9 protein-coding genes are annotated in these 12142 nt (G+C 71.1%); 7 read left to right on the top strand and 2 right to left on the bottom strand.

From position 1 onward, the window contains the following. The first annotated feature begins 37 nt into the window (after window positions 1–37). Both AB0959_RS41400 and AB0959_RS41395 read left to right on the top strand, forming a co-directional pair. Window positions 38–1375 carry a gluconate:H+ symporter gene (locus AB0959_RS41400; protein ID WP_366831991.1) on the top strand — a complete coding sequence of 446 codons (1338 nt, stop codon included), beginning with the start codon at window positions 38–40 and terminating at the stop codon, window positions 1373–1375. A gap of 132 nt (window positions 1376–1507) precedes the next feature. Then, a complete protein-coding gene (locus tag AB0959_RS41395; RefSeq protein ID WP_366831990.1) occupies window positions 1508–2836 on the top strand; it encodes an enolase C-terminal domain-like protein in 1329 nt (442 codons plus the stop codon). Between the two features lie 61 nt (window positions 2837–2897). On the opposite strand, the gene AB0959_RS41390 is transcribed toward AB0959_RS41395, so the two are convergent. Together AB0959_RS41390 and AB0959_RS41385 are read right to left on the bottom strand one after the other, a co-directional pair. Then, window positions 2898–5327, bottom strand: a complete 2430-nt coding sequence (locus AB0959_RS41390) for a family 43 glycosylhydrolase (RefSeq protein WP_366831989.1) — start codon at window positions 5325–5327, stop codon at window positions 2898–2900. 190 nt (window positions 5328–5517) lie between these two features. Then, window positions 5518–6360 (bottom strand): (2Fe-2S)-binding protein, encoded by an 843-nt coding sequence (locus AB0959_RS41385; RefSeq protein ID WP_366831988.1) that lies wholly within the window; start codon window positions 6358–6360, stop codon window positions 5518–5520. Window positions 6361–6581: 221 nt separating this feature from the next. Here AB0959_RS41385 and AB0959_RS41380 point away from each other — a divergent pair, with 221 nt between their 5' ends. The 5 genes from AB0959_RS41380 (at window position 6582) to AB0959_RS41360 (ending at window position 12083) form a co-directional block, all read left to right on the top strand. Beyond that, complete coding sequence (locus tag AB0959_RS41380) at window positions 6582–7610, top strand: iron ABC transporter permease (protein ID WP_366831987.1); 1029 nt, start codon at window positions 6582–6584, stop codon at window positions 7608–7610. After that, window positions 7607–8668: an iron ABC transporter permease gene (locus tag AB0959_RS41375; protein WP_366831986.1), complete on the top strand. Its 1062-nt coding sequence runs from the start codon at window positions 7607–7609 to the stop codon at window positions 8666–8668. Before AB0959_RS41380 ends, AB0959_RS41375 begins: the two co-directional genes overlap by 4 nt. A 195-nt stretch (window positions 8669–8863) precedes the next feature. After that, window positions 8864–9748, top strand: coding sequence for an ABC transporter ATP-binding protein (locus AB0959_RS41370; protein ID WP_366831985.1), 885 nt, complete (start codon window positions 8864–8866; stop codon window positions 9746–9748). Next, window positions 9718–10737 (top strand): iron-siderophore ABC transporter substrate-binding protein, encoded by a 1020-nt coding sequence (locus tag AB0959_RS41365; protein WP_366831984.1) that lies wholly within the window; start codon window positions 9718–9720, stop codon window positions 10735–10737. Before AB0959_RS41370 ends, AB0959_RS41365 begins: the two co-directional genes overlap by 31 nt. A gap of 164 nt (window positions 10738–10901) precedes the next feature. Beyond that, entirely contained in the window at window positions 10902–12083 is a 1182-nt protein-coding gene (locus AB0959_RS41360) for an ATP-grasp domain-containing protein (RefSeq protein ID WP_366831983.1), read from the top strand. Window positions 12084–12142 lie beyond the last annotated feature (59 nt).

Below are 12142 nucleotides of genomic sequence, written 5' to 3'. Positions count from 1 at the left end.
GCACCACCGCACCGCCAGTTCAAGGGAGAGCTGACACATGCCGCTCGTCGTTGTAGGGATCAGTGTCCTGGTCCTGCTCCTCCTGATGACGAAGCTCAGACTGAATGGCTTCGCCGCCCTGCTCCTCGTGGCCGTGGGTGTCGCCGTGGTCCAGGGGATAGGCCTGGAGGACATCCCGGACGTCCTCTCCGCCGGCATCGGCGACCAGATCGGTGACACCATGCTCACCATCGGCCTCGGCGCCATGGTCGGCCGGGTGATGGGGGACTCCGGTGCCGCCCAGCGGATCGCCGACAAGATGCTGGCCATCTGCGGCCCGCGCTGGGTCCAGGTCGCCATGGTCGTGACCGCCATGCTCATCGGCGTGACCATGTTCTACGAGGTCGCCTTCGTCATCATCGTGCCGATCGCCTTCACCCTCGTACGGGTCACCCGCTCGAACCTGCTGTGGGTGGGGCTGCCCATGTCGATCGCCCTGTCCACCATGCACAGCTTCCTGCCGCCCCACCCCGGCCCGACCGCCGTGGCCGCGACCTTCCACGCGTCCGTCGGACTGACGCTGTTCTACGGCCTGTTCATCGCCGTCCCCGCCGGGGCGCTGATCGCCCTGCTGTGGCCGCGCCTCCCGTTCGTCCGGGCCATGAACCCGTCCATCCCCAAGGGCCTGGTCAGCGAGCGCGTCTTCGAGGACGAGGAGATGCCCGGCCTCGGCTGGTCCCTGGCGGTGGCCCTGCTGCCCGTGGTGCTGATAGCCGGCGCCGCGGTGGTCGACCTGTCCACTTCCGCCTCGAACCCGTTCCTGCACTTCGTCGCCTTCATCGGGTCCGCGCCGATCGCTCTGCTGCTCACGCTGCTCGTCGCGATCTGGGCGTTCGGCCCGCGCATCGGCCGCAGCCTGACCGAGGTCAGCAACTCCTGCAAGGAGGCGGCCCAGGCGATGGCGATGATCCTGCTGGTCATCAGCGCGGGTGGAGCCTTCAAGAACGTCCTCGTCGAAGGCGGGATCGCCGACTACATCAAGGACACCACCGACGGCTGGTCCATCTCCCCGATCATCCTGGCCTGGCTGATCGCGGCCGTCCTCCGTGTGGCCCTCGGCTCGGCGACCGTGGCCGTCGTCACCGCCTCCGGCGTGGCGCTGCCGCTGCTCGCGGGCAGCGGTATCCACCCCGAGGTCATGGTGCTGGCCGTCTCCTGCGGCTCGATCGCCTTCTCCCACGTCAACGACCCGGGCTTCTGGATGTTCAAGGAGTACTTCAACCTCTCCGTCCTGGACGCGATCAAGGCGCGCACCACCTACACCACGGTGCTCGCGATCCTCGGCCTGGGAGGTGTACTGGTCCTGGAACAGGTCCTCGACGCCCTGAGCATCTGACGCCTTGATCGTCCGGTGCCCTGAGCATCCGATGTATCCGACCGACCGTCGACACGGCTGACACAACCGACACAACGGCACAACCGACACAGCCGCCCCGTCAGCCCTCCTCACGAGAATGGCATCGCCGTCATGAGCCAGCCCGTCGTCACCAAGTTCTCCGTCCATCCGGTCGCCGGCCGCGACTCCATGGCGCTCAACCTCTCCGGCGCGCACGCCCCCTACTTCACCCGCAACGTCGTCGTCATCGAGGACTCCGAGGGGCGTACGGGCCTGGGTGAGGTGCCGGGCGGGGAGAAGATCACGCGCACCCTGCGCGACGCCGCGTCACTCGTCGTCGGTGCGCGCGTGGGCGACTACAAGCGCGTCCTGCGCACGATCGAGGCCACGTTCGCCGACCGCGACTCCGGCGGACGCGGCGCCCAGACCTTCGACCTGCGCACCACCGTGCACGCGGTCACCGCCGTCGAGTCGGCGCTCCTCGACCTGCTCGGCCAGCACCTGGAGCTCCCGGTCGCGGCCCTGCTGGGCGACGGCAAGCAGCGCGACGCCGTACGGGTCCTCGGCTACCTCTTCTACGTCGGCGACCCCGACCGCACCGACCTGGACTACCTCCGCGAACCCGACGCGGACGTGGAGTGGTACCGGATCCGGCGTGAGGAAGCGCTGACCCCCGAGGCGATCGTCCGCCAGGCCGAGACCACCCACGCGCTCTACGGCTTCCAGGACTTCAAGCTCAAGGGCGGCGTGCTGGCGGGCAGCGAGGAGGTCAAGGCGATCCAGGCGCTCAAGGAGCGTTTCCCCGAGGCCAGGATCACCCTGGACCCCAACGGCGCGTGGTCGCTGCGCGAGGCCGTCGAGCTGTGCCGTCCCCTCGTCGGCACGCTCGCCTACGCCGAGGACCCCTGCGGAGCGGAGGGCGGCTACTCCGGCCGGGAGATCCTCGCCGAGTTCCGCCGGGCCACCGGCCTGCCCACGGCGACCAACATGATCGCCACGGACTGGCGCCAGCTGACCCACGCCCTGGCCCTGCAGTCGGTCTCCATCCCGCTCGCCGACCCCCACTTCTGGACCATGGAGGGGTCGGTGCGGGTCGCCCAGCTCTGCAACGCCATGGGCCTGACCTGGGGATGCCATTCCAACAACCACTTCGACATCTCGCTGGCGATGATGGCGCACTGCGGGGCCGCCGCACCCGGCGAGTACAACGCCCTCGACACCCACTGGATCTGGCAGGAGGGGCAAGAACGGCTCACCGTCGAACCGCCGCGCATCGTAGGCGGCGAGGTCGGCGTCCCGGACACGCCCGGCCTCGGCGTACGGCTCGACATGGACCGGCTCCTCGCGGCCCAGGAGCTTTACGAGGAGAAGGCTCTCGCGGGCCGCGACGACGCCGTCGGGATGCAGTACCTGATCAAGGACTGGACCTTCGACAGCAAGCGTCCCTGCCTCGTGCGCTGAGTACGGCTGAGTACGACGGAAGCGGCGCTCCGGCGCAGGAGGCAGCGGCCTGCCAGCGGCTTCAGCGGCGGAGCGGCGCGACGGACTCCAGCGTCGGGACCACCGCCTCGATGGAGCCGTCCGCCGCGAACGTCAGCCGGTCCAGGGCGGCTTCACGGTGCATGCCGTCGCCGCGCGGGGTGCCGGGGCCCGGGACCGCGAAGCGGTGGTAGACGATGTACCAGTCGTCGGTGCCCGGGACGTTGACCACCGTGTGGTGGCCGGTGCCCAGGATCCCGTACTCCGGACGCTTGTGCAGGATCACCCCCCGCTCGGTCCACGGGCCGAGCGGGGAGGGGCCGGTCGCGTAGGCCACCCGGTAGTCCTCGCTGCGGGTGTCGTCCTCCGACCACATGAAGTGGTAGACGCCCCCGCGTTTGATGACGAAGGCACCCTCGCGGAAGTCACCCGGGGTGAACTGCCGTACCTTCGACCGGTCGAACGAGACCATGTCGTCGTTCAGCGGCACCCCGAACCCGTGGCCGTTGCCCCAGTACAGGTAGACGGTTCCGTCGTCGTCCCTGAACACGGCCGGGTCGATCATCTGGCCGGCGAAGTCGTCACGCGCGATGAGCGGCCGGTCCAGCGCGTCCCGGAACGGGCCGGTCGGGCTGTCCGCGACGGCCACGCCGATCTGCTGGTCGGCGCAGAAGTAGAAGTAGTACCTGCCGTCCCGCTCTCCGGCAGCCGGGGCCCAGGCGTAGCGGTCCGCCCAGCTCACATCGGACTCGAGGTCGAGGACGACCCCGTGGTCCCGCCAGGTGACCAGGTCGTCGGACGAGTACGCCTTGAACGTGGTGCTGCCCCAGTGCTCGACGCCGTCCGTTGTCGGATAGACGTAGTAACGGCCCCCGAACTCCTGGATGTTGGGGTCCGCGTGGAGCCCCGGCAGCAGCGGGCTTCGCATGTGCAGGGCCTCCACGGTCCAGGTGCGCCGTGTTCCGTCGCCCGCTGTGACGGTGTACGTCTGCGGCGTACGGAAGTCACGCGGTGTTCCGGAGGCAGGGCTGAGCCGCGCACCCGTCGACACGTCGAACTCCGGGGAGAGGCCGTCGAGTTCGGTCCCCGGTCGCAGTGGCAGGACGACCCTGGAGCTGCCGTCGTCGATCACCGCGCAGGCCTTGAGGCCCTGGGGGACGGTGGCGTCGGCGATGGCCGCCCCGGGGGTGTACGTGCCGGCCAGCCGATCGTACTCGGCGCGCGTCACCGGCAGTACGGCACCGTGACGGGCGCCGGGCGGCAGCTGGAAGTCCTCGCACGGCGTCCACTTCCCGGAGTCGAGATCGGTGGTCTCGAAGGGGAGGTAGCCCTGTCCGGTGAACTCGTCGACGAACAGGTACCACTTGTCCTCGGTGTTGGACTTGAAGACCGTGGGGCCCTCACCCTGCTCCATCACGCCCTGACCGATGCCGTCGGCCACGAAGGCGTACGACGTGGCGCGCAGGTCGGCCGACTTCTCCGCGGTGATGAACTTGCCGCCCGGCACGGCGGAGCTGTTGCTCCGCTCGTCCTTGGTGAAGCGGTAGTAGGTGCCCTGGTGGCGGATGACGGTGGAGTCGATGACCGAGTGCCCGGGATCGTTCCAGACCGCCGGCTCACTGAACGTGCGGAAGTCGCGCGTGGTGGCGTACAGCATCGTGTTGTACGTGTCGGCGGTGTGCTCCGGATCGTCCTCGGCATAGAGCTTGGAGGCCCAGAAGACGACGTACGCGTTCAGATCGGGGTCGTAACAGGCCTCGGGGGCCCAGGCGTTGCCTGCGGTGACGGGGGCGAGCCGTACCAGCCGTTGCTCCGTCCAGTGCACGAGGTCGGTGCTCTCCCAGACGGCGATCGACGTGCTGCCGGTGCGCTGGACCTCGTCCCAGCCGCCGTCCTGCTCGCCGTGCATCCTGAGGTCGGTGGCGATCAGGTGGAACGAGTCGCCGGCCGGGGAGCGGACGACGAACGGGTCGCGCAGTCCCTTGGCACCGAGGCCCGACGTCAGTACCGGCGCACCGCCGTTCAGCTCGCGCCAGCGCAGCGGGTCGTCGCCGCGGCTCAGCGCGAAGCGGATCTGTTCGCCGTCCGGGGCGCTCTCGCCGGTGAAGTAGACGAAGAGATATCCCGCGTAGTCCTGGTCCCGCGGGGCCTCGGGCACGGTGGCGTCGAAGAACCGGACGGCCCGGGCGGACCCGCGGGTGACCGTGGCGGTGAGCTGGACGAACGCGGGGCCCTCGCCGGGCCGGGGACGGGTGACGACGCCGGTCGCGTCGATGACGTGGGGTTCCCCGGAGGTCCAGCTCACACAGGTGCCGTACGGGCCGGTGCGGGGCAGGGTGAGGGAGCCGCGGACGTCGTCGATGCCGTGGAGCGTGAGCCGCTCGGCGGCCCCCGTCACGGCTCGCGCGTCGTCGTACTCCGTGGCGTCGTACGTCACGCCGTCATGCTCCGGGTGCTCGGCCTCGGCGTGCACGGCGACCTCCTGTGCTGTTCTGTGGTGACACTGGTTGCTGGACCGCAGTGAGTGTTCCCACCTGCGACGACCGGCGTCAATCGCTCCGAGCCTCCGTCCGTCCTCCGAAAGTTTCGGAGGACGGGCGACGGGCTTCCAGGCGTCGGGTCGACCGGGGGGACTGAGGCCGCGTACCGGGTGCGACCGCGGCTCATCCGCCGAGCCGGCGTACCCGTTCCGCGTCGCAGGTGCGGGGGCAGGTCGAGCAGGCCTCGCCGGGGCGGATCGTGTAGTAGAGGCAGCAGCCGGTGCGGGTGCGGGTGGGATGTTCGCGGCCGTCGGCGGTGCGCAGGTGACGGAAGCCGGCGCCGCCAGGGAAGGGGCCCAGGGCGGAGGGCAGTACGTCGGTCGCGGCGCGCACGGCGGCGGCCTCCTCGCCCAGAACCCGGCCGAGGTGCCAGATGCCCGAGACCAGGTCGTCGGCGACCATGCCCCACAGGGCGCGTGAACCACGCCGTGCGCGGGGGCCGATCGCGTCCAGTACCGGGCCCATGTGACGGGCGACCGCCTGCCTCAACTCGCCCCGCAACGCCTCCTCGTGGGCCAGGGGCAGCGCACCGGGCAGTGCGGCGGCCCGGTCGTCCGGCAGGCAGGCGAGACGGGTGCCCGGTGTGACCTCGAACGTTCCGGAGGCGAGGTCGAGCCGTACGTCCTCGGGCGCGATGCGCGGCACCCTCCGCTCCAGGTACCAGATTCCGCCCATCAGCAGGCCCACCGACCAGGCGTAGTCGTGGAGGGCACGCGATGCGGCGACATGACGGGGTGCCGTGTGGCCGTGGCGGTCCTGGATGCGCGCGGCCTCGGCGTCGACGAAGGCCTCGACGTGTTCCTGACCCTCCACCAGACACGGTCCGCTCGCGCCAGGTTGACCGGCGTACGTGACGCGCACCGACAGCACCTCGCAGAGCGAGGCCAGTCGTCGGTACGACGCGGCGAGGAGTCCGGGCACATCCGTGTCGGCGTCTGCCGGCGCGAGGTCGAGGGCCGCGGTCATCGGAACTCCAGAGAGTGAGGGTTCAGAACGAGACAAGAAGGTAAGCCTTACCTTAGTCTGAAGATCGCGTACTGATGACCAAGGGGGCCGGGTGGTGACGGGTGAGGTGGCACACATCGATGACCTGCAGAGTTGTCAGCCGGTGATCGCGAGAAGTCCGCGTCGCAGTGATCGCATGGGTGGTTGAAAGCTAAAACATGCCTCGCCTAAGCTCACGCCTCGTGACCGCCACCGAACAGGCCGCACCTACCGGTGTGCCACCCTTCCGTGCCCTCCGACACGTACCCCTCTTCCTCGCCGGCCTCGGTGCCCTGGCGCTCTGCGCCGCGCTGAGCCTCGCCCTGGGAGCCCGATCCGTGCCGCTGAGCACGGTGCTCGACGCCCTCTCGGGAACCGCCCACGGGCGCGAGGCGCTCGTCGTGACCGGACTGCGGCTGCCGCGTACGGTCATCGGGCTCGCCGTCGGCGCCGCCCTCGGCGTCGCGGGAGCGGTCGCACAGGCGATCACGCGCAATCCGCTCGCGTCACCGACCACGCTCGGCATCAACGCGGGCGCCGGATTCGCCGTCGTCGTCGCCATCTTCGCGCTGCGGCTCACCGACCCCGTCGAGTACATGTGGTTCGCGTTCGCCGGCGCGGCCGGTGCCGCGCTGTTCGTCCAGGCGCTCTCCCGCCGAGCCGGGGACACCGACCCGGTGCGGCTCGCACTGGGCGGCACCGTCCTCCAACTCGTGCTGCTCTCCTGGACGTCGGCGGTGATGCTGGCCAGTCAACGCACCCTCGACGAGGCCCGGTTCTGGCTGGCGGGATCGCTCGCCGGACGCACCCTCGACGTTCTGTGGCCCGTCCTGCCGACCCTCGCCCTCGGCCTCCTCCTCGCCCTCGCCCTCGCGCCCGCCCTCAACGCCCTTGCCCTGGGCGACGATGCGGCACAGGCGCTCGGCGTGCCCGTGGCGCGCGTCCGGCTGGCGGGCGGCATCGCGGTCGTCCTGCTGGCCGGCTCGGCGGTGGCCGTCGCCGGACCGGTCGCCTTCATCGGGCTCGCCGCGCCTCACCTCGTCCGTCCTCTCCTCGGCGGCGACCACCGGCTTCTCGTACCCGGCTGTCTGATCGCCGGCCCGCTTCTGCTGCTCACCGCCGACATCCTCGGCCGGCCCGTCGTCCGGCCCTCCGAGCTGGAGGTCGGCATCGTCACCGCGTTCCTCGGCGCTCCGCTGCTGGCGCTGCTCGCCCGGAAGGTGGCCCGATGACCGCCCCGCACACGACTGCCGCCCCGGCCACCCCACCGGCCGACGCGCGCCGTGCACCGCTACGCCGACGCCTCGTGGCGTACGCCGTGACCGGCCTCGCCGTCCTCCTCCTGCTGCTCACCGCCTCCGTGGCGAGCGGAGAGATGAGCATTCCTCCCGCCGCCGCCCTGCGCGCGCTGGTCGGGCTCGGTGACCCCGGTGACGTCCTCGTGGTGCAGCAGTTCCGGGCGCCCCGGGCCGTCGCGGCGATCGTCGCCGGAGCCGGGCTGGGAGCGGCGGGGTGTGTGCTCCAGCGGCTGTTCCGCAACCCGCTCGCCTCCCCGGACGTGATGGGCGTGACGGGCGGTGCCTCGCTCGGCGCGGTCGCGCTGCTCGCCGCGGGCGCCTCGCAGGCGCTGATCCCGCTCGGCGCGCTGGGCGGGGGACTGCTGGCCGCACTGCTGCTCGGCGTGTTCGCCTGGAAGTCCGGACTCGCCGTCACCCGGCTCGTCCTCACCGGCCTCGCGGTCCAGGCGGGCCTGGCCGCCGCCGTGAACCTGATGATCGTGCGCTTCCCCGCCGAACTCGCGGGCTCGGCCCTGCAGTGGACCACCGGCTCGGTGTACGGCCGCACCTGGACCGAGGTGTGGGGCGCCGCCGCGGCCATGGTGCTCGCGCTGACCGCCGCCCTCGCGATGCACCGCCGCCTGGCCGTGCTGGACCTGGGCGACGACTCGGCGGGAGCCCTCGGCCTCAACACCTCCACCGCACGACTCCAACTCCTCGTCACAGCCGTAGCGTTGGCCTCACTCGCCGCCGCGCTCGCCGGCCCGGTCACCTTCGTGGCGCTCGCGGTACCGCACATCGTGCGCTTCGTCACCGGCCCACCGACGGCAGCAACCCTCGCCTTGGCCGCAGTTGTCGGGGCCGTCCTGCTGCTCGCCTCCGACCTCGTGGTGCAGCACCTGCTGCCCGTCGAAGGGCTGCCCGTCGGAGCGGTCACCGCGACGCTCGGGGCGCCCTGGCTGCTGGTGCTGATGTTCCGCCAGAGCTCGGCCGTGCGGAGGAGCCAGACATGACCGGCGCTCAATCCCTGGTCCGACCAGCCCGACCAGCCCGACCAGCCCGACCAGCCCGACCAGCCCGAGCGGTCCGAGCGGTCCCGGGGAGTCACCCATGACCGGCCCCCCGACGCACGTCCCGCCCGCCCGGTCGCGACGCACGGCCGACCGGTGTCCCGACCCCGCCCGCCAGGCCCGCAGGAGCCGCACCGCATGACCACAGCCAACCAGCTCTCCACCCAGGGCCTCGACCTGCGCTACGGCGACCGCCTCGTCGTCGGTGGACTCGACCTCACCCTGCCGGGTGGCGCCGTCACCGCCATCGTGGGCCCCAACGCCTGTGGGAAATCGACCCTGTTGCGGGGCCTGAGCCGACTGCTCGCCCCCGCCTCCGGCACCGTCACCCTCGACGGCGCCGACATCCACCGCATGCCCGCGCGCACCCTCGCGCGCCGCATGGGCCTGCTGCCGCAGCAGCCCGTCGTCCCCGAGGCGATCACCGTGGAGGCGCTCGTACGGCTCGGCCGGTACCCGCACCAGCGGCTGCTGAGTCCCTGGTCGGCCGCCGACCAGAAGGCGGTGGACGAGGCGCTGGACCGCACCGGCACCACCGCGCTGCGCGACCAGCCCGTCGACCGGCTCTCCGGAGGACAGCGTCAACGCGCCTGGATCGCCCTGGCCCTGGCGCAGGACACGGAACTGCTCCTGCTCGACGAACCCACCACCTTCCTCGATCTTCGGCACCAGCTCGACGTCCTCGACCTGGTGGCCGCCCTGCACGCCGAGGCCGGCCGCACCGTGGTGATGGTGCTGCACGACCTGGGGCAGGCCGCCCGCTACGCCGACCACATGGTCGTCCTCAAGGAAGGGCGCCTCGCCGCCACCGGGCCGCCCGGCGAGGTGCTCGACGCGGAGCTGGTCAGGTCCGTGTTCGACGTGGACTGCCGGGTCGTCCCGGACCCGGAGACCGGCACCCCGCTGGTCGTCCCCAAAGCAGCGCGGCACGGCGCACCACCGCACCCGCGTGACCGTACGTCCCGTACGCCTACCAGAAAGTGCAACCCCCCATGCTCAAGCGATCACCCCTGCGCGGAATGAGGCGGTTCCTGGCCGCGCTGCTCGCCGTCCTCGTCGGCACGGCCGTGCTGACCGCCTGCGGCGGCGACAGCGCCACCGACGCGAGCGACACCGCCCAGGCCGGCGCCGAGAGCGCCGGCTTCCCCCACACCCTGAAGACCGTGATGGGTGACGTGAAGATCCCGGCCAAGCCCGAGCGCGTCGTCGTGCTCGACACCGGCGAACTGGACGACGTCACCCTGCTCGGCATCGACGCGGTCGGCGCGGTCGCCCCGCACTTCAAGAGCCAGGGCGGCTTCCCGACGTACCTGAAGGGCGAGTTGAAGAACACCAAGGACGTCGGCCCGCTGCTGGAGCCGAACCTGGAGCTCATCGCCTCCCTCAAGCCCGACCTGATCCTGTCCTCCAAGGTCCGGCACGAGAAGATCTACGACAAGCTCAGCGCCATCGCCCCGACCGTCTTCACCGAGACCACCGGCGGTGTCTGGAAGGAGAACCTCAAGGTCCACGCCGAGGCTCTGGGCCTGGAGTCCGAGGCCGCCGCCAAGCTCAAGGAGTACGAGACGCGGGCCGCGGCCCTCGGCACGGCCGTGCAGAAGAAGTACGACGGCACCATGCCCGCCGTGTCCGTCGTCCGCTTCGTCGCCGGACCGACCCGCCTCTACCAGTCCAACTCCTACAGCGGCGTCGTCCTCGACGACATCGGCTTCGAGCGGCCGAAGTCCCAGGTCTCGGACGACCCCGAGGTCACGATGAAGGACGTCAGCCCGGAGGAGATCGACCAGGCCGACGCCGACCTGATCTTCGTCACGACCGCCGACACCCCGGACAAGACCCAGCAGAAGCAGGTCACCTCCAACCCCGTCTGGAAGGACCTCGACGCCGTCAAGGACGGCCGGGTCTTCGAGGTCCCCGACGAGACCTGGATGTCCGGCATCGGCGTCCAGGCGGCCGAGCAGATGCTCGCCGACGTGGCGAAGGCCACGGGTGTCGAGCTGCCGGAGAAGTAACTCCGTGCCGGAGACACGGCTTCCGGTCGGAGAAGTAACTCCCCGTCCGAGAAGCAAGCCCCTGTCGGAGAAGTAACTCCCGCGGTCCGGGGGCGGGCCGTCCACGAGCGGCCCGTCCCCTCACAACCCCCCACCCGCTCATGAAAGTCGTGCACCGAACGCCCATGCGTCTGTACCTGCTCGCCCTCAACCCCACCGACTCCGTCACCGAGGGCTTCCTGCCCGCCGCCGCCCGGCTCGGCCTCGACGTCACCGTCCTCACCGACCAGCCCGACGCCCACCGCCGCACCTACCCCGACATCGAGATCCTGGAGTGCGACGTACGCGACTTCCGCGCCGTCATCACGACGGTCTCCACGCACCGCACCCCGGACGCCGTCTTCACCAACAGCGACCACCTCCAGACACAGGCCGCCCTCGCCGCCCACTACTTCGGCCTCCCCGCCAAGGACTGGCGGGCCACCCTGCGTGCCAAGGACAAGGCCGAGATGCGCCGCCGGCTCTCCGCCGCGGGCGCCGACACCGTCTGGTCGGCGGAACTCACCGAACGTACCGACCTCGTCGCCCTCGACGCCCCGTACCCCTGCGTCGTCAAACCCCGCGAGGGTGTGGCGAGCGAGGACGTCGTCCTGGTCGACGGGCCCGAGGAACTCGTCGCGCGGAGCAAGGAGATCTTCGCGCGCCGCCCCGGAGCCACACTGGTCGTGGAGGAGTACCTGCCGGGAGAGCTCTACACGCTGGAGACCCTGGGCGACGGCCGCGTCCGCCACGTCCTGGGCGGCTTCCACACCGAGGTGTCCCCACCGCCGTACTTCATCGAGGAGCGGATGACCTTCGTCCCCGCCCACCCCGAGCCCGTCGTCGACCAGGTTCTCGCCCAACTCGACGCGCTCGGAGTCGGATTCGGCGCCAGCCATACCGAGTTCGTGGTCCACGAGGGCCGGGCCCGCCTCATCGAGGTCAACTACAGGGCCATCGGCGACCAGTGCGACCTGCTGCTCGCCCAGCTCCTGGACATCCCGCTCTTCGAGCACATCCTGCGCACGCACCTGGGCGAGCTCCTGCCCGCTGACCTGGGCGCGCGGCGCGACGGAGCGGCCCGGCTGGAGTATCCGTGCGCCGGGCGGGCCGGGACCCTCACCGCCGCACCGGAGTCCCTCGAACTCACCGACAACGGCGTGCACCTGACGTACCGTCCACTGCGTCGGGTCGGCGAGCGACACGAGCTGTACCGCACCAACCGCGACTACCTGGGCGTCCTGCGCGCGGTCGGCACCGACCAGGAGGCCGTGGACCGGACGGCGGCCGGGTTCCTCGCGGCCCGGAGCTGGGTGATCGAGCCGTGACGACGACCACGACGACGACCACGACGACGACCACGGCGACGACGGCGGCCAGGGCGACA

Origin of the sequence: Streptomyces sp. NPDC046862 (assembly GCF_040704615.1) — a bacterium.
Taxonomy (GTDB): Bacteria; Actinomycetota; Actinomycetes; order Streptomycetales; family Streptomycetaceae; genus Streptomyces.
This window is presented reverse-complemented; position numbering and strand designations above follow the sequence as displayed.

Excerpts from the sequence above, each read along its gene's own strand:
- AB0959_RS41400 (WP_366831991.1), top strand. The coding sequence starts at position 38 with ATGCCGCTCGTCGTTGTAGGGATCAGTGTCCTGGTCCTGCTCCTCCTG.
- AB0959_RS41395 (WP_366831990.1), top strand. The coding sequence starts at position 1,508 with ATGAGCCAGCCCGTCGTCACCAAGTTCTCCGTCCATCCGGTCGCCGGC.
- AB0959_RS41385 (WP_366831988.1), bottom strand. The coding sequence starts at position 6,360 with ATGACCGCGGCCCTCGACCTCGCGCCGGCAGACGCCGACACGGATGTG.
- AB0959_RS41375 (WP_366831986.1), top strand. The coding sequence starts at position 7,607 with ATGACCGCCCCGCACACGACTGCCGCCCCGGCCACCCCACCGGCCGAC.
- AB0959_RS41370 (WP_366831985.1), top strand. The coding sequence starts at position 8,864 with ATGACCACAGCCAACCAGCTCTCCACCCAGGGCCTCGACCTGCGCTAC.
- AB0959_RS41365 (WP_366831984.1), top strand. The coding sequence starts at position 9,718 with ATGCTCAAGCGATCACCCCTGCGCGGAATGAGGCGGTTCCTGGCCGCG.
- AB0959_RS41360 (WP_366831983.1), top strand. The coding sequence starts at position 10,902 with ATGCGTCTGTACCTGCTCGCCCTCAACCCCACCGACTCCGTCACCGAG.